The 25,970-nt window shown below is 60.5% G+C and carries 24 protein-coding genes; 4 read left to right on the top strand and 20 right to left on the bottom strand.

Annotation, left to right across the window (positions count from 1 at the left end):
• Window positions 1-49 precede the first annotated feature (49 nt).
• From HDE80_RS06560 to surE, 3 genes are read right to left on the bottom strand one after another with little or no spacing between them, the layout of a single operon-like run.
• On the bottom strand, window positions 50-658 hold the full coding sequence (locus HDE80_RS06560; protein ID WP_184669057.1) for a DedA family protein: 609 nt from the start codon (window positions 656-658) through the stop codon (window positions 50-52).
• Window positions 658-1,353, bottom strand: coding sequence for a protein-L-isoaspartate(D-aspartate) O-methyltransferase (locus HDE80_RS06555; RefSeq protein ID WP_184669056.1), 696 nt, complete (start codon window positions 1,351-1,353; stop codon window positions 658-660). Before HDE80_RS06555 ends, HDE80_RS06560 begins: the two co-directional genes overlap by 1 nt.
• Window positions 1,354-1,356: 3 nt before the next feature.
• Window positions 1,357-2,169: a 5'/3'-nucleotidase SurE gene (surE, locus tag HDE80_RS06550; RefSeq protein ID WP_184669055.1), complete on the bottom strand. Its 813-nt coding sequence runs from the start codon at window positions 2,167-2,169 to the stop codon at window positions 1,357-1,359.
• Between the two features lie 155 nt (window positions 2,170-2,324).
• On the opposite strand from surE, the gene HDE80_RS06545 reads away from it, so the two are divergent.
• Window positions 2,325-2,870, top strand: a complete 546-nt coding sequence (locus HDE80_RS06545) for a Smr/MutS family protein (RefSeq protein ID WP_184602455.1) — start codon at window positions 2,325-2,327, stop codon at window positions 2,868-2,870.
• Window positions 2,871-3,170: 300 nt separating this feature from the next.
• On the opposite strand, the gene truD is transcribed toward HDE80_RS06545, so the two are convergent.
• The 7 genes from truD to HDE80_RS06510 are packed head-to-tail and all read right to left on the bottom strand — an operon-like array spanning window position 3,171 to window position 9,686.
• Entirely contained in the window at window positions 3,171-4,244 is a 1,074-nt protein-coding gene (gene truD / locus HDE80_RS06540; protein ID WP_184669054.1) for a tRNA pseudouridine(13) synthase TruD, read from the bottom strand.
• A gap of 44 nt (window positions 4,245-4,288) precedes the next feature.
• Entirely contained in the window at window positions 4,289-4,762 is a 474-nt protein-coding gene (gene ispF, locus HDE80_RS06535; RefSeq protein WP_304625751.1) for a 2-C-methyl-D-erythritol 2,4-cyclodiphosphate synthase, read from the bottom strand.
• Window positions 4,762-5,472 (bottom strand): 2-C-methyl-D-erythritol 4-phosphate cytidylyltransferase, encoded by a 711-nt coding sequence (gene ispD, locus HDE80_RS06530; RefSeq protein ID WP_345776420.1) that lies wholly within the window; start codon window positions 5,470-5,472, stop codon window positions 4,762-4,764. Before ispD ends, ispF begins: the two co-directional genes overlap by 1 nt.
• A complete protein-coding gene (gene ftsB, locus HDE80_RS06525) occupies window positions 5,469-5,813 on the bottom strand; it encodes a cell division protein FtsB (protein WP_184669899.1) in 345 nt (114 codons plus the stop codon). Before ftsB ends, ispD begins: the two co-directional genes overlap by 4 nt.
• Window positions 5,814-5,826: 13 nt before the next feature.
• The gene (eno, locus tag HDE80_RS06520) at window positions 5,827-7,125 is read right to left on the bottom strand and encodes a phosphopyruvate hydratase (protein ID WP_184669052.1); all 1,299 of its coding nucleotides are present in this window, start codon (window positions 7,123-7,125) and stop codon (window positions 5,827-5,829) included.
• 57 nt (window positions 7,126-7,182) lie between these two features.
• Window positions 7,183-8,016: a 3-deoxy-8-phosphooctulonate synthase gene (gene kdsA / locus HDE80_RS06515; protein WP_184669051.1), complete on the bottom strand. Its 834-nt coding sequence runs from the start codon at window positions 8,014-8,016 to the stop codon at window positions 7,183-7,185.
• Window positions 8,013-9,686 (bottom strand): CTP synthase, encoded by a 1,674-nt coding sequence (locus HDE80_RS06510; protein WP_184602462.1) that lies wholly within the window; start codon window positions 9,684-9,686, stop codon window positions 8,013-8,015. Before HDE80_RS06510 ends, kdsA begins: the two co-directional genes overlap by 4 nt.
• Before the next feature lie 144 nt (window positions 9,687-9,830).
• On the opposite strand from HDE80_RS06510, the gene HDE80_RS06505 reads away from it, so the two are divergent.
• Entirely contained in the window at window positions 9,831-11,687 is a 1,857-nt protein-coding gene (locus tag HDE80_RS06505; RefSeq protein ID WP_184669050.1) for an aminopeptidase P family protein, read from the top strand.
• A gap of 14 nt (window positions 11,688-11,701) precedes the next feature.
• Here HDE80_RS06505 and HDE80_RS06500 read toward each other — a convergent pair whose 3' ends face one another.
• The 5 genes from HDE80_RS06500 to HDE80_RS06480 form a co-directional block, all read right to left on the bottom strand.
• On the bottom strand, window positions 11,702-14,407 hold the full coding sequence (locus HDE80_RS06500; RefSeq protein ID WP_184669049.1) for an EAL domain-containing protein: 2,706 nt from the start codon (window positions 14,405-14,407) through the stop codon (window positions 11,702-11,704).
• 112 nt (window positions 14,408-14,519) lie between these two features.
• Window positions 14,520-15,296 (bottom strand): iron-containing redox enzyme family protein, encoded by a 777-nt coding sequence (locus HDE80_RS06495; protein ID WP_184669048.1) that lies wholly within the window; start codon window positions 15,294-15,296, stop codon window positions 14,520-14,522.
• Window positions 15,297-15,986: 690 nt separating this feature from the next.
• On the bottom strand, window positions 15,987-17,813 hold the full coding sequence (locus HDE80_RS06490) for an FAD-binding oxidoreductase (protein WP_184669047.1): 1,827 nt from the start codon (window positions 17,811-17,813) through the stop codon (window positions 15,987-15,989).
• 209 nt (window positions 17,814-18,022) lie between these two features.
• Entirely contained in the window at window positions 18,023-18,367 is a 345-nt protein-coding gene (locus tag HDE80_RS06485; RefSeq protein ID WP_184669046.1) for an MAPEG family protein, read from the bottom strand.
• A 149-nt stretch (window positions 18,368-18,516) separates the two neighbouring features.
• Window positions 18,517-19,413, bottom strand: coding sequence for a metal-dependent hydrolase (locus HDE80_RS06480; protein WP_184669044.1), 897 nt, complete (start codon window positions 19,411-19,413; stop codon window positions 18,517-18,519).
• 294 nt (window positions 19,414-19,707) lie between these two features.
• On the opposite strand from HDE80_RS06480, the gene HDE80_RS06475 reads away from it, so the two are divergent.
• Window positions 19,708-20,544 (top strand): DUF4097 family beta strand repeat-containing protein, encoded by an 837-nt coding sequence (locus HDE80_RS06475; protein ID WP_184669042.1) that lies wholly within the window; start codon window positions 19,708-19,710, stop codon window positions 20,542-20,544.
• 18 nt (window positions 20,545-20,562) lie between these two features.
• Here the strand turns inward: HDE80_RS06475 and HDE80_RS06470 are convergent, their stop codons facing one another.
• Window positions 20,563-21,072 (bottom strand): DUF1697 domain-containing protein, encoded by a 510-nt coding sequence (locus HDE80_RS06470; RefSeq protein WP_184669040.1) that lies wholly within the window; start codon window positions 21,070-21,072, stop codon window positions 20,563-20,565.
• 159 nt (window positions 21,073-21,231) lie between these two features.
• The gene (locus HDE80_RS06465; protein WP_184669037.1) at window positions 21,232-21,936 is read right to left on the bottom strand and encodes a glutathione S-transferase N-terminal domain-containing protein; all 705 of its coding nucleotides are present in this window, start codon (window positions 21,934-21,936) and stop codon (window positions 21,232-21,234) included.
• A 159-nt stretch (window positions 21,937-22,095) separates the two neighbouring features.
• Between HDE80_RS06465 and HDE80_RS06460 the strand changes: the two genes are divergently transcribed.
• The gene (locus HDE80_RS06460; RefSeq protein ID WP_184669035.1) at window positions 22,096-22,557 is read left to right on the top strand and encodes a GNAT family N-acetyltransferase; all 462 of its coding nucleotides are present in this window, start codon (window positions 22,096-22,098) and stop codon (window positions 22,555-22,557) included.
• 26 nt (window positions 22,558-22,583) lie between these two features.
• On the opposite strand, the gene HDE80_RS06455 is transcribed toward HDE80_RS06460, so the two are convergent.
• The 3 genes from HDE80_RS06455 to bla form a co-directional block, all read right to left on the bottom strand.
• The gene (locus HDE80_RS06455) at window positions 22,584-23,744 is read right to left on the bottom strand and encodes a M23 family metallopeptidase (RefSeq protein ID WP_184669034.1); all 1,161 of its coding nucleotides are present in this window, start codon (window positions 23,742-23,744) and stop codon (window positions 22,584-22,586) included.
• A 194-nt stretch (window positions 23,745-23,938) separates the two neighbouring features.
• Window positions 23,939-24,676, bottom strand: coding sequence for an aquaporin Z (aqpZ, locus tag HDE80_RS06450; protein WP_184669033.1), 738 nt, complete (start codon window positions 24,674-24,676; stop codon window positions 23,939-23,941).
• Between the two features lie 325 nt (window positions 24,677-25,001).
• Window positions 25,002-25,871 carry a class A beta-lactamase gene (bla, locus tag HDE80_RS06445; RefSeq protein WP_184669032.1) on the bottom strand — a complete coding sequence of 290 codons (870 nt, stop codon included), beginning with the start codon at window positions 25,869-25,871 and terminating at the stop codon, window positions 25,002-25,004.
• Window positions 25,872-25,970: the final 99 nt, after the last annotated feature.

The following is a 25,970-nucleotide window of genomic DNA, read 5'->3' as shown; positions in this document are numbered from 1 at the left end:
GAGGCGCCATCCCTCTTCCTATACTTTCTCATCACTCTGTGGCCGACGCTCAACGCAACCACAACCACCAGACCAGCAGCAGGCCGAGCAGCACCAGCGCGATCCAGCCAATCCACTCGATATATTTGTGCAGAATACGCTCGGCACGCTCGCCAAAAAGACGGATCAGCAACGCCAGCAACCACACACGTTTACCTCGCCCCAGCCCGATGCAAACGAGGAACGGCAGCACCGGCACGCCGATGATGCCGCAGGCCCAGGTAACAAACTTCATCGGTACGACCGGCTGCAGCGCAGCCAGAATCAGTACACCGAACAGTCCCCACTGGTGATGGACCATCTGCTGGCGTAATACAGTGACGCCCTGCTCGATCGGTACCAGCAGATGCAGCGAATCGAGCACGGGCCGTAGAGCCTGAAATGCCCAATGACCCAGCGCATATCCCACCAGCGCACCCAGCAGCGAAAACAGCAGGCTCAGATTCGCAAAGTGAAACGCCTTGTGCCGTTTGCCCAGCATCATCGGCGCCAGCATCACTTCCGGCGGAATCGGGAAAATGAAGGCCTCGACGAAGCTCAGTCCACAAAGGTAATAAATTGCCTTCGAGCTGCGCGCCCAGACCAGCGCCTGGGCATAGAGTTTTCCAAACAGCCGCATCAGCCAATCCCGCCAAGCAGTGGCACGAAACTGACCGGGCCGAGTTCTTCTTGCATAAAGTCGCCTTCGCCATCGCCGCGCATGCGGATCAACGTCTGGCTGCTGGCCGAACCGACCGGTGCCACCAGCACGCCGGTGGGCGTGAGTTGATCGAGAATGCGTGTGGGGATCGTGTCGCCCGCGGCAGTGAGGATAATCGCATCGAACGGCGCCTCCTCCGGCCAGCCCAGCTTGCCGTCATCATGCTTCGAGCGCAGGTTGGTGATACCCAGCTGACGAAAGCGTCGACGCGCCTGGCGCAGCAGCTCCTCGATGCGCTCCACCGTGAAGAGCTCCGACACCAGCGCCGCCAACACGGCAGCCTGATAACCCGAGCCTGTACCAATCTCGAGCACCCTCTTCGGCATGCCCTGTTTCGAATCGAAGTGCTCCAGTAGCACTTCGGTCATACGCGCCACCACCCACGGCTGCGAGATGGTCTGGCCGTGGCCGATCGGCAGCGCGGTATTTTCGTACGCACGCGAATGCAACGCCTGATCGATGAAGTGGTGACGCGGCAAATTGCGGATCACCTCGATCACCCGGGTATCGCGGATACCGCTTTCCTTCAGGCTGACCGCCAGACGGTCACGCGCGCGTTGGGAGGTCATGCCCTCGCCCTTCAGTTCTGCCGCCGGCAATCGATAAACCGTCATCTTTCAGACGACCTCGTGGCTGGCAGTGTGGTCGAGCGCCATGGGGGTGCTCAACATGTTATCGCTCAACTCTTCGATCCAACTGCTGACTTTTTCCAGCGCCTGGAAACGCGTGAGGTCGACATGGATAGGCGTTACCGAGATAAAACCGCGCTGCACCGCGTTGAAATCGGTACCGGGGCTGTCGTCGTCTACCTCACCTGCTGGCCCGATCCACCAGATCGGTCGGCCGCGCGGGTCGGTCTGTGCCACCGAGGGCGCCGAGCGATGGCGGCGACCCAGGCGAGTCACTTCGAAACCCTGAATTTCTTTCCAGGGCCGATCGGGTACGTTGACGTTGAGAATCGTGTCGGCCGGCAGCGGGTCGACCAACAGGCGCTGCATCAGCAACAACACGGCCTGCGCGGCCGAGTCGTAGTGTTGACCGTTGTGATCCTTGGTGACCAGCGATACCGCGATCGCCGGCAGTCCGAGGAAACGCCCTTCCATCGCCGCCGATACCGTGCCGGAATAAATCACGTCGTCGCCGAGGTTGGCCGAATTATTGATGCCGGACACCACGATATCGGGCTCGTGGTCGAGCAATCCGGCCAGCGCCAGATGCACGCAGTCGGTTGGCGTACCAGCCACACGAAAATAGCCCTTGCCCATCGGAAGCACCCGCAAGGGCGAGTCCAGGGTGAGTGAATTGCTGGCGCCGGAACGGTCGCGATCGGGCGCCACCACGGTCACCTCGCCGACCTCGCGCAAGCGCTCGGCAAGCACATGGATGCCCGGTGCATCCACACCATCATCGTTACTGACCAGAACTCGCATGCTGCTCCGTTGAAAGCTGACGGTGGCGCACCGCGGTGATTTTCACGGTACGCCTTAACCGTTGAAGTCTACCGGAGCGCGTGGGTGGTTTCACACGAATCGGCCGCGATCCGGCGCATTCGCACCATCGCACGGGCTTTGGTTAGCATGGAGCCATGAAACGCCGCGCCCCCGTACCAATCGATGACGACGACAGCCGCCTGTTTCGCGAGTCGATCGGCGAGGTGCGTCGACTTGATCCGGTGACGGCACCACCGGCCCCGGCAAAACCAGCCCCACATCCGCACATGTTCGAAGCCGACGAGGCCTCGGTACCCGGCGAACTGCTCGACATGGCCTTCGATCCAGCCATCCTCGAAGTCGGTGAAGAACTGAGTTATCTGCGCGATGGCTACTCACCCAAGCTGCTGCGGCAGCTCAAGCGCGGCCAGTTCAGCGTACAAGACGATATCGACCTGCATCAGATGAACGCCGCTGCCGCCCAAGCCACCATCGTGATGTTTCTGGCCGAAGCCAAACAAAACGGACTGCGCTGCGTGCGCATCGTGCATGGCAAGGGCCTGCGCTCACGCGCCGCCGGGCCCGTATTGAAAGGCCTGACCGATCGTCTGCTGCGGCGGCGCGACGACGTGATCGCCTTTGCTTCGGCGCGTCCAGCCATGGGCGGCACCGGCGCAGTCGTGGTGTTGCTGAAAGGCTAAGAGCCTGTTCACGATCTCCACGTAGCCCGCGTTGTGCCGTGGCGGTCGTCCGGTGGGGGTGCGTGGTTTACACCTTTCTCGGTGTGCAGCGCCTGACTGGCGGTCAGGCCAAGCCGCGCGCTGCCGCTGGGCGGCCGCCACGACGCAACCCTTCGGGCCGGGTCGGTTTGCACCCATGCCGGCGTCATCACTCGGTCGTGTACCGACGTACACTCCCTCCTTCTTCCTTGGCCTGCGCGCAAACCGCTCCCGGCGCGGGCCACGCGGAGATCATGAACGGGCTCTAAGCGATTTCAGCGATCAGTTCAGCGCCAACTCGCGCACGACAACCGTGGCATACGCACCGGCTGGCAGTTCGAAAGACAGCTCCAGCGCGTCGTCATCCAGCCAGCGCCACTTCAAATCCGTCGGCACCAGCCGGAGCGGCCTACGCTCCTGATCCATGCGCGCCGCGACCAGGCCGGCGGCCAGATCGCTGTAGCTTTCGGCAATCGACTGTTCCAGCGCACCAGCTTCACTTTGGCTGGGCCGTTCGCCCTGGCCCCACAGCGGACCAGATGGATGGATGTCCAGACGCGCCAGTCGTTCGGCCAGTACGTCACTGAAAGGTTCCGGGCCGAACCACGAGCGTGAACCGGCCAGCGCCCATATTTCGCCATCGAGCGGTGTGTCCCACGCATCGCGTTCAACGCGCGCGGCCAACACGCTGTTGAAGATCTGCGAGCGCGCGGCCGACAAGAGAAACGAACGCTTGTCGCGTTCGACGCGGCGCCCGGCGAACATCGAGCGCGCCTGTGCCACGTTGCCGCCTTCGCGACCGAAACGCTGTTCACCGTAATAGTTCGGCACGCCGCGCGCGGCGATCTGCTGAAGCACGCGTTCGGCCGCTTCGCGATCGCCCTGCACCTGACGCAGTACCAGCACGAAACGATTGCCGCGAAGCGCGCCACGCTTGAGCTTGCGCGAATGGCGCGTCGCGGCCAGCACTTTCACTTCGGCGTGAGGAAAAGTCGACCAATCCGGATCAGGCTTGCCGGCCAACTGAACCGAGAAAGTCTGACGAGTTACCGCATGCCGATCCTTCATGCCGGCGTAGCCCACCGCGACCTGCGACACGCCGGCAAACTTCGCCAACTCGCGTGCGACCCAGTCCGTATTCGCACCGCGCTTTTCTACCCACAACAGTGCGTGTTCGCCCTGACCGTCGGCGTCGTAACCCAGCACTTCCTCGACCCGAAAATCGTCCGGTGTGCTGCGCAGCCGAGCCTGCAACGGGGGGGCGCCGTAGGCCCAGGGAAGCGCTTCGTTCACGGACGTGGTCTGAGCCGCCTCGGTGGTTACCGGCTGGTTTTGAGTTTCTTCGGATTCGGACATGACGCTCCACCGGCAGTGCCGGCATTCAATAGTTCAACGAGCGCTCAAAGCCGCTCAAGTAGCACAACAGCCTGTGCCGCGATGCCTTCGCCACGACCAGTGAAGCCGAGCTTTTCGGTGGTGGTGGCCTTGACGCTGATGCGGCCAGGATCGCTATCCAGATCAGCGGCCAGACATTCGCGCATCGCCTGCGCGTGCGGCCCGACCTTCGGCGTTTCGCAAATCACCGTAATGTCGGCGTTGCCCAGCGCGTAGCCATGTTGTTCCATCAGCAACGCCGCATGGCGGAGAAACTGGCGGCTATCGGCATTGCGCCAGCGTTCGTCGGACGGTGGAAAATGGGTGCCGATATCACCCAAGGCCAACGCACCGAAAATGGCATCGCACAACGCGTGGATCACCACGTCGCCATCCGAATGCGCGACCACGCCATGACTGTGCGGCACGCGCACGCCGCCCAGGGTGACATGATCGCCATCGCCGAAGGCATGCACGTCGAAGCCGTTACCGATACGCATCATGCCGTCCTCGCCAACAGAAATTCGGCCAGCGCAAAATCCGCAGCGGTGGTGACCTTGATATTGTCCTCGGCACCTTCGACCAACAGTGGCGCGAAACCAGCCAGCTCCATCGCCATGGCCTCATCGCTTACTTTCACGCCACGCGCAGTGACGTCGCGCAATGCCGAAGTCAGCTCGCCGCGTCGAAACATCTGTGGCGTGAAGGCCCGCCAGCGTTCATCGCGCGGTTCGGTGGCCATGCTGCGCGCCGCGGCATCCGCGCGTTTCAAGGTATCGCGCAGGGGCGCGCCGAGTAGGCCACCGTCGTCTACCGTGACGCAATCGATCAAGCGGCTGATATCGGCGCTACGCACGCAAGGCCTGGCAGCGTCATGGACCAGCACGAACGCATCGTCGCCCACCACGGCGGGTAATGCATGCAGACCAGCCAGTACCGAATCGCTTCGCTCATTCCCACCCACAGCGGTAAGCACCGGCTTGCCATGCAGTGAATCGATGTCGGTCCAATGCACATCCGATGCGTTGAGCGTCACGAGCAACCCGGCAACCTGTGGGTGTGCGGCGAGACGATCCAGCGTATGCATGATCAACGCCCGCCCCGCCAGCGGCAGATATTGCTTGGGGCAGTCTCCGCCAACCCGAGTGCCGCGGCCTGCTGCCGGCACCACGCACCAGAACACCGGCGATGGGAGCGGCGGGGTGCTCACGGTTGACCGGCTTGCGCCGCCGATGATGCTGCCGCGGGCGATGCCGTAGTAGCTGCTGCTGGCGTTTCGACGACCTGATAGAACGTTTCGCCCGGCTTGATCAGACCCAGCTCGGTACGCGCACGCGCCTCAACTGCCTGGTCACCATGCTTGAGATCCAGCACATCGGCACCGAGCGCCTGATTGCGCTGCTGCAGCCGATCATTTTCATCGGTCTGTTTCTTCACGGCGATGCGCAGGCTGTCGACGTCGCGCATGCTGCCCGCACCGGACCACAGCTTCAGCTGCAGTCCGACCAGGACAAGGATCAGAATCAGGGCGACCCAGCGCAGCATCGGCAGTCAATCGCCCCGCTCAGCCCGGCAGCTTGCTGAGGTTGGGGAACGCATTGCGACCGGCGTAACGCGCGGCGGTGCCTAGTTGCTCCTCGATCCGCAGCAACTGGTTGTATTTCGCCACGCGATCGCTGCGGCACAGCGAACCGGTCTTGATCTGGGTTGCCGTCGTCGCGACGGCTATATCGGCAATCGTGGTGTCCTCGGTTTCGCCCGAGCGATGCGAAATCACCGCCGAGTACCTGGCCGCATCGGCCATCGCAATCGCTTCCAGTGTCTCGGACAGCGTGCCGATCTGGTTGACCTTGATCAGGATCGAGTTGGCGATGTGCTTTTCGATACCCTCGCGGAAGATCGCCGGATTGGTGACGAACAGATCATCGCCGACCACCTGGATGCGATCACCGATGGCATCGGTCAGCAACTTCCAGCCGTCCCAGTCGCCTTCGGCCATGCCGTCCTCAATGGTGACGATCGGATACTGCTTGGCCCAACCGGCCAGCAAGTCGACGAACTGTTCGGAGGTGTACTTTTTACCTTCACCCGCCAGATCGTACTTGCCGTCCTTGTAGAACTCCGAGCTGGCCGCGTCGAGCCCGAGCAGGATCTCGCTACCGACCTTGTAACCGGTCTTGCCAATCGCTTCGAGAATCGTATCGAGTGCTTCGATGTTCGATCGCAGGTTGGGTGCGAAACCGCCCTCGTCGCCGACGGCGGTGCTCAATCCGCGCCCATGCAACACGCTCTTCAGCGCATGGAAAATCTCCGCACCGGCGCGCAGTGCCTCGGCGAAATTAGGCAGGCCGACCGGCAATACCATGAACTCCTGCACGTCGATATTGTTGTCGGCATGCTCACCACCGTTGATGATGTTCATCATCGGCACCGGCAGGGCGCCGGGCTTACCGTTCGACAGATACTTCCACAGCGGCTCATGACGCGAAGCCGCCACGGCATGCGCCGCTGCCATCGAAACACCGAGCAGCGCGTTGGCGCCGAGTTTGCCCTTGTTCGTCGTACCGTCGAGCGCAATCAGCTTGGCATCGAGACCTTTCTGATCGACCGCATCGAAACCCTTCAGCGCATCGGCGATTGTCGTATTGACGTTCCCCACGGCGTTCTTCACACCCTTGCCGCCGTAACGCGACTTGTCACCGTCGCGCAATTCCACTGCCTCACGCGAACCAGTCGATGCACCGCTCGGCACTGCCGCGCGGCCGAAGCTACCGTCGCTCAAGGTGACTTCGGCTTCCAGCGTGGGATTGCCGCGTGAATCGAGAATTTCACGGGCGTGAATACGGGTGATTTCGGTAGTCATGAGTTTCCTGTGAGAGGTAGCTAACGAGAGTTTTGCGCGAACGATCTTGCCGGGCGCTTATATCGAATCTTCGAGAAACGCGTGACGCTTAGTAACCGCATCGAGCGCCATCAACGTTTCCAGCAGCGCTTCCATCTTGTCCAGCGGCCACGCGTTCGGGCCGTCGCTCAGCGCCTTGCTCGGATCGGGATGCGTTTCGGCAAACAGGCCAGCAATACCTACCGCCACCGCCGCGCGCGCCAGCACCGGCACGAATTCACGTTGGCCACCGGAGCTTGTGCCTTGACCACCCGGCAGCTGCACCGAATGGGTGGCGTCAAATATTACCGGGCAGTGGGTCTCGCGCATCACGCTCAAACTGCGCATGTCGGAGACCAAGTTGTTATAACCGAAGCTGGCGCCGCGCTCGCACACCATGATGTCATCGTTGCCAGCGGCCTTGGCCTTGGCCACCACGTTCTTCATATCCCATGGTGCGAGAAACTGGCCTTTCTTTATGTTCACTGGCTTGCCGGCACGCGCAACCTTCTGGATGAAATCGGTCTGCCGGCACAGGAAGGCCGGCGTCTGCAGCACGTCGACGACCGAAGCCACCTCGTCCATCGGCGTGTATTCGTGCACGTCGGTCAGCACCGGAACACCGATCTGGCGGCGAACCTCACCGAGAATGCGCAGACCTTCTTCCAGGCCAGGTCCACGAAAGCTTTCGCTGGAGGAACGATTTGCCTTGTCGAAGCTGGACTTGAAAATGAAGTTGACGCCGAGCTTGCCGGTGATCTCTTTCAACTTGCCGGCAACATCCAACTGCAGCTGTTCGGACTCGACCACGCAAGGACCAGCGATCAGGAACAGAGGCTGGTTCAGTCCAATCTCAAAACCACAGAGCTTCATGCGATCGACTCCTGCTGGGCCAGTCGATGACCGTCACGCACCGCCTTGTACTCGCGCGCTGCGCGGACAAAGCCGATGAACAACGGATGGCCATCGCGTGGCGTGGAAGTGAACTCGGGATGCGCCTGGCAACCGAGGAACCACGGATGTTGCTGCGGCGGCAGCTCAACGATTTCCACCAGCAGATCGTCCATCGACTTGCCGGAAATCACCAGCCCGAGATCCTCGAAGGCCTGGCGATAGCGGTTGTTGAACTCATACCGATGGCGATGGCGCTCGGCGACGACATCCTGACCGTATAACTCGCGCGCTAGCGTGCCGGCCTTGAGGCGGCACTCCTGCGAACCCAGCCGCATGGTGCCGCCCAGGTCGGAGCGATCGCTGCGCTGCTCGACTTCTCCCGTGGCAGTCGTCCATTCGGTGATCAGCGCGATCACCGGATCCGGTGTATTGCGGTCATTCTCGCTGGAGTCCGCTTCCGGCAAATTCGCCACGTGGCGGGCAAAGTCGATCACCGCCGCGTGCATGCCGTAGCAAATGCCGAAATATGGCACGCCATGTTCGCGCGCATAGCGGGCGGCCAGAATCTTGCCTTCAAAGCCGCGCTTGCCGAATCCACCGGGCACCAGGATCGCATCGACACCTGCCAGAACGGCGGCTGCACCATCGGCCTCGATCTGCTCAGAATCGATCCACTGCAGATTGACCCGCGTCTGCTGCTTGATGCCACCGTGGCGCAGCGCTTCGCCCAGCGACTTGTATGCGTCCTTGTGCTCGACGTATTTGCCGCAGATGGCGATGGTGACTTCATCCTTGGGATTCACCACCGCGTCCACGGTACGCTGCCAGGCGGAAAGATCCGCCGGTTTGGCATTGAGGCCGAGACGCTTCACCACGATATCGTCCAGACCCTGGCTATGCAGCCACAGCGGCGTCTTGTAGATCACATCCACGTCGACTGCGCTGATCACCGCCTGCTCCGGCACGTTGGTGAACAAGGCGATTTTACGGCGCTCGCCTTCCGGCAGCGGCTGTTCGCTGCGGCAAAGCAGTATGTCGGGCTGGATACCGATCGAGCGCAGCTCCTTTACCGAGTGCTGGGTCGGCTTGGTCTTGATCTCACCGGCAGCCTTGATATATGGCACCAAGGTGAGGTGCATGAACACCACTTTTTCCTGGCCATGTTCAATGCGCAGCTGGCGAATGGCTTCGAGGAAAGGCAGCGATTCGATATCGCCGACCGTACCGCCGATCTCCACCAGCGCCACGTCAAAGCCACGCGTTGCTTCGTGAATGCAGTGCTTGATCTCGTCAGTGATGTGCGGAATCACCTGCACTGTGGCGCCGAGGTAATCACCACGGCGCTCCTTGCGGATCACCGATTCGTAAATTTTGCCGGTGGTGATCGAGTTCTTGCCGGCGAGACGGGTGTTGACGAAGCGCTCGTAGTGGCCAAGGTCGAGGTCGGTCTCCGCGCCGTCGTCGGTCACGTAGACCTCGCCGTGTTGGAAGGGGCTCATCGTGCCCGGATCCACATTGATATACGGATCGAGCTTCATCATGGTGACCGAAAGCCCACGGGCTTCCAGAATCGAAGCCAGTGAAGCCGCAGCAATGCCCTTGCCAAGCGAGGACACCACACCGCCGGTGACGAAAATCAGGGGGGTCATGGAAAGTAGCCGTGCTGGAAATAGGCATTTTAGCGGCAGAACCGTCCCGCTGCGAGAGAGCATTTAATAATCGACCGTTTTAATTCATCTGCGCGGCCGTCGCAGCGGGTGAAAAAGCCGCAGAGCGCCTGCTAGCATGACCGCATGAACAATTCAGCCAGCAACCCGACAGACCGCAACTCGATCCGCGTCCGGCTGGTCGCCCTGCGCGCGGCTATGCAGCAACATGGCGTGTCCGCCGTGCTCGTACCCAGCGCCGACCCGCATTTGTCCGAATATCTGCCCGAACACTGGCAGGCACGGTCGTGGCTGTCCGGCTTCACCGGCTCGGCTGGCACCCTGATCGTTACCGCAGACCACGCCGGCCTGTGGACCGACTCGCGCTATTTCTCGCAGGCCGAGCAACAGCTGGCCGGCACGGGCATCTCGTTGATGAAGCTGCAGGTGCCACATGCCGCCGAGCATCTGGTCTGGTTGCAAAAAAATCTGCATGAAGGCGATGTGCTGGCGATTGCCGGCGACAGCATTGCGGCGGGCTCGCAGCGGCAAATCGAGAAACGATTGAGCCAGGGCGGCGCCACCCTGCGTACGGACCTCGACCTGCCTGGCGCGATCTGGCCCGATCGCCCCGCGCTGCCGCAGGCGCCCGTAGTCGCGCACGAAGCTGCTTTCGCCGTGATTCCATGCGCCGAAAAGCTGACCCGCGTGCGCGATGCAATGCGCAAGCTCGGCGCCACGCACCACCTGCTTTCCAGCCTTGACGATATCGCCTGGCTGACCAATCTGCGCGGCAGCGATGTCGAGTGCAATCCCGTGTTCCTCGCCCATTTGCTGATCGAAAGCAGCGGACGCGGCACGCTGTTTGTCGCCCGTGGCAAGCTCAGCGATGCGCTGGTCGGCGCGCTGGCCGCCGATGGCATCGCGATCGCAGACTACGCCTCGGTTACTTCGGCGCTGAGTGATCTGGGCGCCGGCGACAGCCTGCTGCTGGATAGCGGCCGCGTCGTCAGCACGATCGATGCAGCCATCAAGCCGGCGGTAAAGCGCATCGACGCGGCCAATCCCAGCACCGCGATGAAGGCATGCAAGAGTGCGGCGGAACTGGACCACGTACGCGAAGTGATGCGGCGTGATGGCACAGCACTGGTCTGCGCCTTTCGTCGACTGGAACAGCGGTTGGCGGCCGGCATGGCACTGACCGAACTCGACGTCGATACGCTTCTCTATGAGGAACGCTCAATCCAGCCCGGCTACGTCGGCAAAAGCTTCGATACGATTGCCGGCTATCAGGCCAACGGCGCGCTGCCGCATTATCGGGCGACGCCCGAGCAGCACAGCGATCTGCAGGCGAAAGGTCTGCTGCTGATCGATTCGGGCGGCCAATACCTCGGCGGTACCACCGACATCACCCGCGTACTGGCACTTGGCCCCACCACGGAGGAGCAGCGGCGAGACGCCACGCTAGTGATGAAAGGCATGATTGCGCTCAGCCGCGCACGCTTTCCCAAGGGAGCGAGCGGCCCGCAACTGGATGCGCTGGCGCGAGCACCGCTATGGGCATCAGGCATGGACTATGGCCACGGCACCGGCCATGGCGTGGGCTACTTTCTCAACGTACACGAGGGTCCGCACGGCATCCGGCCGCCGGTATCCGGCAGCGCTCTGGTGGCCCTTGAGCCAGGCATGATCAGTTCGATCGAGCCGGGCCTGTACAAGCCCGGCCGACATGGCATCCGCCACGAGAATCTGGCCGTGGTGATCGAAGCGGACCAGACCGAGTTCGGCGAGTTCTACGCCTTCGAAACGCTCACGCTGTGCCCGTTCGACCGCAACGCGCTGGAAATTTCGTTGCTGAATCCCGAAGAGCGCGCCTGGCTCGACGACTACCATGCCAGCGTGCGCGCCGCATTGAGTCCGCTGCTGGAAGAGGCCGACCTCGAATGGCTCAACCGCCACTGTGCGCCGCTGCAGGCAACATCGAAGGAAGCTATCCCTGCCTAGGCCCCAGCACCAACTCAGGTGCGCTTGGGCGGAACCAGCCGCAACTTGGTCGTTCCCTGCGAAGCGCTCGGGCGCAACAGACGCTCGATCTTGTCCGGACTGATCGGGTAGGAATACAGGTAGCCCTGTCCTTCGACGCATCCCGCGCGCACCAGAAAATCGTGCTGCGCCTCGGTCTCGATACCTTCGGCAATTGTCGTCAGACCCAGACTTTTTGACATCGCAATCATCGCTTCGGCAATGGCCGCATCGCCCCCATTGTCCGGCAGTCCTACTACGAAGGAACGGTCGATCTTCAGGTAGGCCACGGCCGGCAGCTTGAGGTAGGACATCGAGGAATAGCCGGTACCGAAATCGTCGATCGCCACATCGATGCCCAGCGTATGCAGCATTTGCATCGTGCGCTCGGTATCTTCGCCCAGGCGCAGCATCGCACTCTCGGTTATTTCCAGCAGCAGGCGTTGTGCGGGTATCTGACGAGCCTGCAAGGTGCGGCTGATACCTTCAACAAAAGCCGGCTGGCCAAACCATCGCGCCGAAATATTCACTGCCACGCGGATACCCGGCAAGCCAGCAAGGTCCCACGCCTGTATTTGCGCGCACGCCGCTTGCAGCACCCACTCGTCGATGCGGCGAATCATACCCAGGCTTTCCGCCACAGGAATGAACTCACCCGGCATCACCTCGCCACGCTCGGGATGCTGCCAGCGCAGCAAAGCCTCGACCGCAACGATGCGCCCAGTGCGCAGCTCCACACTGGGCTGGTATACAAGGTGAAACTCATCGCGCGCCAACGCCTGCCGCAGTTCGCTCGCCAGTTGCAGACGACGTCGCGTGTCCGCGTGCATCATTGGCGAATAGAAGCGAAACGCGTTGCGTTCCTGGGTTTTCGCGGCGTACATGGCAGCATCGGCGTTGGCGAGCAGCGCTGTCGCATCAGCGCCATCAAGCGGATAACCCGCGATACCGATGCTGGCACTGAGCACGATTTCGTATTCGTCCACGACAAACGGTTCCGACAGACTGGCTAGCAGACGGCTGACCATCGGACGGGCGTCTTCGCGCAAGCTCAGTCGATGGATAAGCACGGTGAACTCGTCACCACCGATACGCCCCGCCATATCGCCCTCGGCCAGCTGCTGGCGGATACGCTCGGCCACCTTGACCAGCAACCTGTCGCCGATAGCGTGGCTATAACTGTCGTTGACGATCTTGAACGCATCCAGATCGATGAACAGCACGGCAACGGCCATGCGCTCGTGCTCAGCAACAACGATGGCTTCCGAGCACTGGCGCTCGAACTCAGCCCGATTGACCATACCCGTCAGTGCATCATGCCGCGCCAGATGCTCCAACCGGCGCTGATTGGCCTTGCTGGTGAATATATTGGTGAATACCGCCACGTAATACACCACGTGACTGTCCGTATCGCGGATCACGCTGATGCTCAGCTGCTCGGGATAGGTACTGCCGTCGCGCCGCATGCTCTGCACTTCACCGAGCCAGTTATGGCCTGCCGCAATATTTTTCCAGATGGACGACGGTAGCGGCGTGCCATCGGGGAGCCTGCGAGTGTCTTCAAACGGCTTGCCAAACAGATCACGCGTGGTGAAGCCGGTGATACCGGTGTGCGCCGCATTGGTCGATACGATGCGTCGATCGGCATCGGCAATGATCACTCCCTCGACGATGCTGGCCAACGCCTCGGCAGCGACTCGGCGCTCCTGTTCCATCGCCACCCGCTCGGAGATGTCGCGGATGATCGCCTGCCGCACTGGGGTGCCACTCCAATCAACCAGGCTACTCTGCGTTTCGACAGGCCGCTTGCTGCCATCGGCGTTGAGCAACGCGTTGATAGCAGGGCTGCCCTCCTTGCGTGAAATCTGCTGCGTAAACAGATGAACAAACCTGTCGCCAATCAGCTGATCCCATGTGCGCCCGGTCCACACCGTTGCAGCATGATTGACGTCCAGTATCTTTCCGCTGGTTTCATCGATCATCACGATCGCATCAGCGGCACTATCGAACACCAACCGGTAACGTTCTTCGCTGCCCCGGATGCTGTCCAGAATGCGACGAGCCATGCGCACCCATAGCAGCGCAGCCAGCAAGAATGCGGTGAGTACCCCCCAGAAAAGTACCCTGCCCAGCCAGATCGCGCCGTTGACCACTTCGACCGAGAAAAGCTGGGTACGTGGCTCGATGAATGTATTGAGCGCATTGATACGCTCGCGCTGACGCTCGATTTCCTGAGCCGACATGCCTCCCGTGCCGTAAGCATGCTGCAGCTCATCAGCCACCACATTCAGCTCGGCAATTTTCTCGTCGGTTGAACGCCACGCATTCAACGCCTCGTTGATATGCGGCGCGCTGGAAAAATGCTCCAGCATGAAAATCATGCCTGGCCGTGCCGCTGGCATGATGCTGCCACGCCGGAACACGTCCTCGATAACCGCCGTGTCAAAGTGACCGGACGCAATCGCATCACGGCCGTATCGATCGGACTCCAGAACACCGTAGTTGTGCTTGAAACTGGCAAGTGACGCCGCGTCGCCCTTCACCGCATAGTTGCTGAGGTCGATGACCGCCTGCTTCTGCGCCTTGGACCAAAGACTCTCGCTGTTGAGAAAACCAGCGAGAGTTATCTGGACCTGCAAAACAATCCAGGTCAGCGCCATGATCAACACAATGACAACCGCAAGCGCATAGGCCAACGGCATCAACCGCTTTGTGAGAGGCCGCTTAAGACTCGCACCGATGAAACGCATCGATTGCCTATTGGGTTAGTTAAGTCTCAACGATACTGATTCTACTTTGCATTCTCCACATCGATCAGGCAGCGGCATCGTTCACCATACCGAGACTCCATTGACGCTGGATACAACGATCTCCCAGAAGAATCATGCTCACGTAACTGCGCTTGATGCACTCGGCCAGATGTGCAACATCATCAGCTGAAGGGTGCATGCCCATAATGGTACAGACAATCTCCAATGCCTCCCATGGATGGGTGTCATCGTAGTCGGCATGCAGATGTAGCCAACGCAAGCTGCCCACGCGGATCGATGGATCAAAACTCTCCTGGTACTTTGTACTCTTATAGACCATGGCTGACCACTCACCGGTGACGCCCTCGATCGCGTAGTTGGTGGCGATCATGCCGGCCGCCAACGTTCCACGCGAGCTCACTTCCTCGCACCAGCGCGGTAAACCATCGGTACCATGTGGCGCATCGGTATTGAGAAGCTCATCGCGCGATACGCCCGCACCTTCAGCCCAATTGATCCAGTACTCAGCGTGGTTTTGCTCGACGCGGATATTGCGAACCAGCCAGCGCCGAGCCATGTTGTCTCCGGTGCTGCGGCCATAGCGGGTCTTCAGCAAGTTCAGTGCCATGTAACTTGGAAAGCGTTCGATGAAAGGCCACAGGCCCTTCATGAAGTTGCGGGTGGACTCGTGATCGAGCTCGAGATTGATCATCATCTCCCAGATCTCGTGATCGAGAACACGTGCTTTGGTCTTTGCGCAGTCGGCGGCCATGTCCTGCGCCCACTGCGGGTAACTGGTCAATTCGGTCAGGGGGCCGGTGCGTTCGAAATGCATACTCATTGTGGATCTCCTTGGCGGTAGCAGTGATTTGGTTGACAACTGCTGAAATACGACGGGGGACGGTCCGCGTCGGTCTTGCTCCGGTGATCGGATAGAAATGATCCCGGAAACCTTGGGTCGCGCCAGGTTGCCAGCGCTTGGATGAAAGTGGTTTTAGTGCTCGACGATATCCTGCTCATACGCGCCATCGCGTACGTTCACAGTAAACGTGAGAGGGCATGCCGTCCCGGCATCTCAACAGGAAGTGGTCGCGGACAGCGCGGCGCAAGATGCGGCCGGTTTGTTGTCGACTCTTGCGACATCGGACAGCGGCGCCAGGTGCATCAGCGCGACGCGCGCCAACGTTTGGCACCAGCGACCTGCGATGCACATGGCTTCGCGCCCACCTGCGCATAGCAATCCAGCCTCTGCAGATGAGGTGAAAACCAGAAACCGCGAGCGGCTCAATCCCACGCTGCCGCCCCTGAAGATAGGCGTTCAATGAGACAGCACCAATCTCAGGTGCTTGTGGCGCTCTCGACGATCCGAACCGCTGGTTCCGCCATGACTGATTCCGTGGCGCTGATTACCGGATGGCCATCGATATGGTTCGATCCTCTCTCAGTCAGTGGCCGGATGCAATAAAGCCGAATACGAAAAGGCCGCTGACTCTTGCAAGTCAGCGGCCCGAGTACTTCGACAGATTAACGATCAGCGCAAACGGCTAAAGCCGTCCGCACTCCACGCTTCGCTGCCAACACCGTGGTGAACAAAGAACAGCCCGGCCGGATCAACCTTGTGTTTCACCATGGCCAGTCGCGGATAGTTTGCCCCCCAGAATGCCCGCTGCCATGCCGGTTCGAAGTAATTACTCTCCGACACATACGAGCCGGTATCCGGCGCAACCTTGCGTAACTCGCCCATCGCTTTAACGACGCCAGCCGATTCGCGGCGCGCGTCGGCAAGGTCGGGCCCTGGACCGGGCATCCCCGTATATGCGGGTGGACCATCAGCACCGCAGATCGCCAACGCAAACGCACTGATCACATCCGGGTTAGTGGCGGTGTCGCGTGCCGCATTCAGCACCTCGGCCGACGCGCCAGCCAGCCCCTTGTTGAAATGCAGCGCAAACTCCCACTGCCGGGTGGCGGCAAACAGGGCATCGACAAGTTGTGGTTGCGCGTCCTTTGATAACAAGCTGGCGGGCATCCACGCCGAGTCATAGCCATGGATAAACCAGCCGACCTGCCCTTGGTCGCCCGCCCATAGCACGTGGTCACGCGGAGCACCGGGCCGATCATCCGCTACCATGAATCCGGGCGCGTGCTGACGAAAAAATTCCGCGTCCCAGAAATGCCGCGCCGGCAAAGCCAGAACCTTCATTGGCTTGGCGAACGAGTATTCCTTGCGCGCATTCACCCAATCGGTGAATGGTGCCCAGATTTTCTCCGCTTCAGTCTGCTGCAAGCCCTGAAATACCATCGAGATGCGCAACGTGTTCTCCTTCTTGAACACCATCTGTTCGCCCCAGTGCGGATTGAACAGATTGCTCTCGTAGAAGCTGATCGCCTTGGCGATCAAAGCGCGATACGCATCGTCGGTGGATGCCTTGATCGCACCGAATACAGCGCCGAACGTGTCCGGTAAATCATGCGTACGCAAGGTCAGCCGGGTCACCACACCCAGGCTGCCGCCACCGCCGCCCTTGATACCCCAGAACAGATCGGCATTTTTATAGGCGTTGGCGATGAGCACCTTGCCATCGGCAGTGACGATCTCCGCCTCGATCAGCCCCGCCGCCGCGGTGCCGAAGTTTTTCGAGAAACTGCCGAAACCGCCGCTCTGCACCAGACCAGCCACGCCCACCGTCGTGCAACCACCGCCCTGCACATAGCGACCGCCACGCGTGGTCACCGCATCGTAGGCATCGATCCACATCGCGCCGGCTTCGACCGTCACTGCCGGCTGCGACGCCTGTCTGCCCGCCCCTCCTTGCGCGACAAAAGCATCGTGCAAGGTGACAGAACTCATGTGCCGCATCCATACCAACAACGAATCGGGCGCTTCGGAGGTGCCCTGATAACTATGGCCACCACCCTTCACCACCAGCCGCAGATGATGCTCACGGGCGAAATTGACTGCTGCCACGACATCGGCCGTATTCTCGGCAGCCACTGCATACGCGCTGGGCTGGGATATCCATGCATCGGCCCAGCCGCTGGTCTGGGTCAGCGCGGGCTGATCGCCGATGTAATACGGATTCTTGATCTCCTTCAGCGCTTCACTGCACGAGGCATCCGCTGGCGTGGACGCACAGCTGGCAAATGGCGACACCGGCTTCAGCAACCGACCGCCGGTCGCGCGCTTCAATTCATCCCATTGGGCCGCTGACGGCCAGCCCGGTTCACTCGGCCGTACGCGTGAGCGCAACTTCAAACCGGCCGTGCTGCCCACCCCGGCAAACGCCAAACCGCCAGAAAAAATGGCCGGCAGAAACGGCACCGCTATCGCCGCCCTCAATACGTCCCGTCTGTTCACAAAACTCTCCCGCGCACGCCAGCTGTTCTGACAGTGATCAATTTCCTCACTGCCCTCCCTGGATACTAGCGAGAGGTGACGGATTGCACCGTCCAGGTGACCAACGGCAGCCAGGGTGGGACGAACCGCGCCTCATGTCTGGACTGCGCAAGGGCATCGTTCGAACAGCCGTTCGCTGTGGCATGCTGATATTCGCGACATTGAAAGCGTCAGGGCTGCGAGACCTTGTCCGAAAACCCGGCCGCTGCGTAGACCGGCCAGTAGACAACGCGCGCCCAGAAATAAATTTGTGCACCGAGCGCCGTGTGATCCGTGTTGCGATGGGCAAGCACGATGGCCAGCACGGCCGCGGCAAAGAACGGAAAGGTCTCCAGAAAATTCTTGCTGGCCCGGTCGGCACGTGCCGCCACGCCAGTCAACGGTTTCGCGTCACCCCCGCGGTTGCCGGCATTCCATTTCAGGCCACGCTGCTGTGTGGCCAGACAGGCGGCAATCAGCACATAGGCCAACCCAAGGACGATGGACCAGGCCAGCATCTTCACTTCGATGGTCATCATGCAACTCCGCGCTGCCGAAAGTTGGGCGAAGCCAGATGATGCTGGATTGAAAGCACCAGCGATACGGAAACAATCCACGTGACCGGCAACGCCGCTAGCTTCAATCGCTAATCGCTACTCTCAGCGAGGTCTTATCGACCATGGAATCAGCCGGCGACGGCATTCCACGCCTTGCCCTGCTGGTACTCAGCAGCGCTAACGCCAACAGCAGCCCCCTTTACCAACGCGTCGTAATGCTCACGCGTAGCTTCCACCAGCTTGCGGTTGTCGTGTTTCCAGGGGTGGTAGCCCGGCACAAACCACGAAAGCCACTGCCCGGTAATGCGGGTGATCGGGCCCGGCGAGATAAACAAAAAGCCCAGCAGCCGCAGCCAGCCGCGCCAATCCTTCCGTGTGCCTTCGGCCTTGGAAATACGCCACATGAACTGCCATACGCGAAAGGTAAACAACCCGGTGACAAACAGCATCGCGCGACTGCGGCGCAAATACTGTTTGAGCGGTGAGCCGCCCACGCGCTGAAACACGTCGAACGCTACACCCTTATGCTCGGTTTCCTCCAGCGCGTGCCAGCGCCAGATCGAGGCCATGCGCGGATCGGACTTCTGCATGGTTTCGGGATGGCGCAGTACCTGATCTGCCAGCATCGCAGTGAAATGCTCCAGGCAGATGGTCACGGCGAGTTGCCCAAGCGGGGGGAGTTTCTTCGCGCGGTTCTCCTGAAAATTCTTCACCACCTCGACCAACTCGTTTGCGCCGATACCTTGTTGCTCGAGACGCTCGTTGTACTCAAGATGCTCGCGGCTATGCATTGCCTCCTGCCCGATGAAGCCGCCAACCTCCTCATTGAGCACAGGATCGTCGGCGATGTCGGCGCGGAACGCACGTACGCTGTCTATAAAGAAACGCTCCCCGTCGGGAAACATCAGCGACATCGCATCAAAAAACCGCGTCTTGTGCGCATCTCCGTCTACCCAATAGCGCGGGATATCGGCATCCATATCGAAATGCAGATCACGTCGGACGATAGGAGGTAACTGGGTCATGGCGCTTCCCGGAGTTTTGGACTCAGCTCAAACCTAAGCGCATCGCCGCGAGGTTTCAAGGCATAACGGCGTACGTCATGGTTTCTGGAACTCCATGCCACGCATTCTGTTCAGGCGAGTGGCCAAACAGGCCCTGCCTAACCGTTTAAAACGCCATGTCTGGATAAGTTGCTTTGCCGTTACTTCGAACAACCGACTTGCCGAAAGACATATATCGCAAGCGTGGATGTTCCGCGTATAAACCTTTGGCGGTTTTGTTGCATCTCACGAACGTTGCCAACTGGGAGTAGACACGTGCGTAAACTTATTCTTGCCTTGCTGATTACTGCGCTGCCACTGGCAGCCTACGCGGACGAATGCAAATTCACTGCGCCGCGCAATGCCGATCTCGATGCAGGCGGACTGAAAGACCTGGCGCTGAGACTCGGTTCGACCGATCTACATATTCAGAGCGCTCCCGGCCTTACCAAAGTCGAGGTACGCGGCACCGCCTGCGCATCCGATGCGTCGAAGCTGAAGGATTTGCAGATCGACGCCCGCCGCAATGGTGACCATGCCACGGTGGATGCCAGCAGCAACGGTGGCTATATCAATATCAGCCTGTTCGGCGCCAGCTACGCCTACATGAAACTGGAAGTGCGCGTACCGGCATCGCTGGCAGTTGGCGTCGACAGCGGCTCCGGTGACGTCAATGCCTCCGACCTCGCTTCACTGGATTTCGATTCCGGCTCGGGTGACCTTGTCGCCGATCACATTGCCGGTCCGTTGACCTTGAAGCTCGGCTCTGCCGACGTGAAAGCCGAGCATGTCGGCAGCGTGGATTTGAAAGGCACCGGTTCGGGCGACGTGCACGTCGACGGCGTGCAGGGTGATGTCCGCTCGGCTCACTCCGGCTCGGGTGACCTTGGCTTCGACAACGTTACGGGCAGCGTCACCATCGGCGGTACGGGCTCGGGTGATATCAAGCTCAACCACATTGGCCACGATGCCGACGTCGGCAGCACCGGTTCCGGCGATGTAACCGCCGATGACATCGGCGGCAACTTCAGCGTGCATTCCACCGGCAGCGGCGATATCAGGCACAGCAATGTCAAAGGCAAGGTCAGCGTGCCGAAGAGCGACGACGAGTAAGGCGCCAACGTCTGAGCATCAATCCGCCGCCATTGCGGCCAGCTTGGCAACGGTATTCATGTTGCGGGCTGTGCCGGTTTTGGCGACGGGAATTTTCAATCGCGTATCGGCCATGCCATCGCCGTAGTGCACGTAGATCTCGCGCGTGCCCAAAACGATCCGCTCGCCTTTTCTGCCTGTGGCGTGATCGAGCGCATCGGATGCTGGCGCAGTGTCTAGAAAGATCGCCGCCACGCGATTTGGCGGCTCATTGGCAAATGGATTCGCGGCCAGCACCGCAGCCATTTCCGCACCTGTTCGCACCAGCACGCCAACCGGCTTACTGGCATACGCGGCCAGCCGCGACTCCAGCGCTGCAGCCACCTGCTTCGCGGTCTGCCTGCTTTCAAACACCACGTTGCCGCTGGCGATGAAGGTACGTACATTGCCAAATCCCGCGTGCTCGCACATGGTCTTCAGTTCGGCCATCGGTAGTTTGCCCGTGCCACCGACATTCACGGCACGCAAGAGAGCAATGTATTTGGTCATGGCCGCCTCCGGGCAGTCGATAGGGAAAAACATCGCATACGCGGGAAAGCCTCTGCCTTCGCGTTGTATCGGATTCACGCCGGCTTGAAGACTGGAGCTTCGGCCATGGCCGTGCGCAGTTTCTCACCGGCGGGCTTTAACTCATCGGCTTGACGATGATCAACCTCGACCTGGAATCTCCAAGCCCCGCTTCACCGCCGGTCGTGCCAGCGCGCGATCGAGCCACGCGGGAACATGGATCAGCGCGTCGTATTCGACAATATCGCGTGCTTCATAAAACGTGATGAGGTTGCGCACCCAGCCGATGGTGGCGATATCGGCAATGCTGTAGTCGTCGCCCATGATCCATCGACGGCCATCGAGGCGTGCGTCGAGCACAGCCAGCAGGCGTTTGGCTTCGGCGACATAACGCTCCAACGGACGCTTGTCGGCGATCTCCTTGCCGGCGAATTTGTTGAAGTAGCCAAGCTGGCCGAACATCGGGCCGATCGCCGCCATCTGGAAGAACAGCCACTGGATGGTGTCCCATCGCTGCGCCGTGTCGGCCGAAATGAACTGCCCCGTCTTGTCCGCCAGATACAAAAGAATCGCGCCCGATTCGAACAATCCAATCGGCTCGCCACCGGGGCCATCGGGATCGATGATTGCGGGAATCTTGCCATTGGGATTGAGCGACAGAAACTCCGGTGTATGGCTCTCGTTTTTCATGATGTCGACAAGATGCGGCTCATAGGCCAGCCCGGTCTCCTCCAGCATGATCGACACCTTGACGCCATTCGGCGTGTTGAGCGAATACAACTGGATGCGATCGGGATGCTGTGCCGGCCAGCGCGTGGCGATAGGGAAGTTGGAGAAGTTGCGCATATCGTGATCCTGGGTTGTGAGGCTCGCAGCAAGGTAGGTCGTTCTGGCCTCGCGTTCAATAGCGAAAAAGCTCGTCACAGCACAGCACAGGCCAGATCAACTCATCTACCTTGACCATGCGCTTGCGCAATACGCGAGATTAGGGCGATAGTCGCTGGCATGACTCAACCACTGATCATTCGGCCTGTCGTGCAGGCAGACTTGCTGCCATGGACCCGGCTCTGGGACGGTTACAACGCGTTTTACGGCAGGAAAGACCAGACCGCACTGGCCGATGAAATTACGCAGACCACCTGGGCACGCTTCTTCGACCCACTTGAACCCGTACATGCGCTAGTCGCCGAACACGACGGTCAATTGCTCGGCCTCACGCACTATCTCTACCACCGCAGTACAACGCAGCTTGGCCTGAGTTGCTATCTGCAGGATCTCTACACTGCCGAATCGGCTCGCGGAACAGGCGTAGGCCGCGCGCTTATCGAAGCGGTCTATCGCAGCGCCAGGGAAGCGGGTTCACCGCGCGTCTACTGGCAAACCCACGAGACCAACACGTCCGCCATGCGGCTCTATGATCAGGTCGCAGAGCGATCCGGTTTTCTTGTCTATCGCAAACTCATGTGATTTTGTTAATGGCTCTGTGCGAACGCTCAGGGAAAGCCAATCACCACATCATTCAATGGCAGCTGCGCCTGACGGTGTTCGACAGGCAGCGGAGCCCATGGCTCGCCCTGACCGAAAAGCTGCGCTTCGGTTTCCGGCCCCAAAAAATCGAAGTGATCGAACACAAACGGCAGACCTTCCGAACCTTCAAAGGTCGCGGCGTTGGCCAGCTGAAAATGTAGATGCGGTGCACTTGAGCTACCCGATTGGCCTAGATGCCCAAGCAACTGGCCTCGCCGCACATGATCGCCAACATGCACCTTGAGGCTGCCGCGTTGCAGATGGGCATAGCCGGCAAACACACCCGGGGCAATTTCCAGCACCACGTAATTGCCGAACAGGCCATGAGCAGTAAGAGATTCAGGCTCCTGTTGCGGACTAAGCGGCAGGTGCTCCTCTTCACCGTCGCGCGCATCGCTCACCACGCCATCGGCGACGGCGATCACGTCAACGCCATAGCCAATCCAGTCGGCATAACGCGACTTGGTGATGTCCTTGATGCCGGTGCGCATGGCGTGCCCCCTGTGATCGACACCCACCAAATCAAAGGCGTAGCGCTGAGGAATCGTCACCATGCCGTTCACTGCGACCAGGCTGCCCCAATGATGCGAATGCGCATTGCCCGGGCCTTCGTGCGCCATCCACCAACCACCGCGCAGCGGCGGACCGATGGCCAGAGGTGTCACGGTATTTACTGTCACCCGCGCACCATCGAGCAACTCCGTCTTGTTTTTCGCGGCCACGAATTCGATCCGATGACGCAACGTGCGCGGCACCAGGCCACCTTTCGGCAACGTTATCCACACATACATCACGGCGCGCTTGCCGGAATCGATCGAAACCGGCGCGTGCTCCGCTGGAGCAGGCCGCGTCATGTCCGCCAGATCGACGGCACTGAAACTGACGAGCGGCACGCTGGCATCGTCGCCATAAACCTTGAGGCTCTGCGGTTTCAACGGGCCGGTGTCGCCATAGATATTGGTGATATCCAGCTCGTAGGCGAGATGCGTCAAGCCATCACTACCCATGAATGCAGTCGGTGCAAACGGCACACGTGCTTCCACCGGCGCCAGCGCCTGCTGTGCGACAGCTATTGAAACCCAGCCCATCAGAGATACCAGTATCAGCCCCGCAACATGTTTCCCCATCCACAGTCCTCCCTACGTATCCACTGACAATACGCAATGTTCGAGCGAAATGGCAGAAACAACGACGGAACCGCCGTCTTTGAGCATGGGCTGTATAGCTGTCGCTACATCGCAACGCTGATCGTTGGTCGCGCTTCCCAGAGGCAGCTTTCGACTGCCTCTGGGCACGCAAATAACTCAATGCCGCCCGTGTTTCAGGATGCCTCGCCTACGATATCGGGCCGGTCGGCGCCCAGCCAGCGATAGATGGCGCCGCCGATGAGGCCACCCACGATGGGCGCTACCCAGAACATCCACAGTTGACTGATGGCTTGAGCACCCGCGAACAGGGCCACGCCAGTGGAGCGCGCCGGATTCACCGAGGTATTGGTCACCGGAATGCTGATCAAATGGATCAGGGTCAGCGCCAGGCCAATCGCCAGCGGTGCGAAACCTACGGGTGCGCGACCATGGGTGGCGCCCATGATCACCACCAGGAACATCGCCGTCATCACCACTTCGCACAGCAGCGCGGCACCCATCGCATAACCGCCAGGCGACATCGTGCCATAGCCGTTGCTGGCGAACGTGCCGGCAGCCGTGGGATCGATCGCAAAGCCCGGTGCGCCGCTGGCAATCTCCAGAAGTATCCATCCCGCGAAGATGCCGCCGATCACCTGCACTACCACGTAAGGCACCACGTCCTTGATCGGAAAGCGGTCACCCGCCCACAGGCCGATCGTCACCGCTGGATTGAAATGCGCACCCGAGATATGGCCGAAGGCGTAAGCCCCCGTCACCACGGTCAATCCGAACGCAAGGGACACACCGAGCAGACCGATACCGAGCGGATTGCCCGCTCCACCAAACTTCGCCGCAAGCACCGCACTGCCACATCCACCAAGCACCAACCAGAAAGTGCCGAGAAACTCGGCAACGAGTCGCTTCAACATGATGGTTCTCCCATGGACGGACAGGCCCAGTGCCGGTCCGGCTCAGGCACTCTGCACCGACTGATGGCCATGCGCAACGGGAGCGATGATGGAGCGTGATGAGGCAGGCGCATGCCGTGCAGAAAGCATCAGCAATGCTGCATCGCAATGAGCGCGACAGAGGCGCACATTTTGCAATCAAGGCTGCGAGGGATTGGATCTGCGTAGGATCAAGGAGAAATCTGCTGATCGGCATGATCAACGAATCCTGCACGTTGACGCCTTCTTCGATCAACGCCTCGTCAGCCAGCGTAAGCAGATCTGGCCCAACGCTAATTCACAATGACTAGATCGACGCAGCGATACGCCCTACCTCAGCCAATACAGCATTGCGTGCCGCGGAGTCGGCAGATGAACCTGCGTAGTAAGCCGTCACCAGCAGCGGCTTGCGCTGCGGTGGGTAGAAGATGCCCACATCGTTGGTTTCATTTTGTGCACCACTACCGGTCTTGTCGCCAACGGTCCAACTGGTTGGTACACCGGCGCGCAGCTTGTCGGCACCAGTGCTGCAGGCGCGCAACCATGCCAGCAGTTGCTCACGCGAAGTATCGGTGAGTGCATTGCCCAGCAGCACTTTCTGCTGGGTGGCGAGCATGGCATTCGGCGTGGTGGTGTCTCGGATATCGCCGGGGCTGGCCACGTTGAGATCCGGCTCGATACGATCGAGCCGGGTCAGCGTATCGCCAAGACTGCGGGCAAACGCTGTTACTGCAGCAGACCCGCCCAGACTCGCCAGCAGCAGATTCGCTGCGGTGTTGTCGCTCACGGTAATCGCCGCCTGGCATAGCTCGGCCACGCTCATGCCCGGCGCGCCGACGCGATGGCTGGTGATTGGCGCATAGCTCAGCACGACCTCCTTGCAAAACACGATGCGCCGATCGAGTTTCTCGGCGCCACGATCCACCCGCGCCAGCACCGCCGCCACTGCCAGCAGTTTGAACGTGCTGCACATGAGGAAACGTTCGTCACCCCGATGTGCCACACGACGCCCATTGCCGGTATCGAGAATGGAAACACCAAGCCGCCCACCGTGCTGACGCTCCAGTGCATCCAGCCTGGCGGCGGCATCGGTATCGGCATCGAGGGCAAACACGGTACGAAGCGAAAGTGCTGCCGCGCCCAGTAACGTACTTTTCAACAAATTTCGACGGTTCATGGATTCACCTTTTTTGCAGCATGGAAAGCGATGCGCATCACGCGCGAACCGATCCATACTGACTGCGGCTGCGGACCGTTCGCTGCAAAAGATCGGGCA

The organism is Rhodanobacter sp. A1T4 (genome assembly GCF_014207185.1).
Taxonomy (GTDB): domain Bacteria; phylum Pseudomonadota; class Gammaproteobacteria; order Xanthomonadales; family Rhodanobacteraceae; genus Rhodanobacter.
The sequence above is the reverse complement of the archived record's forward strand: the minus strand, read 5'-3'. Positions and strand labels throughout refer to the sequence as shown.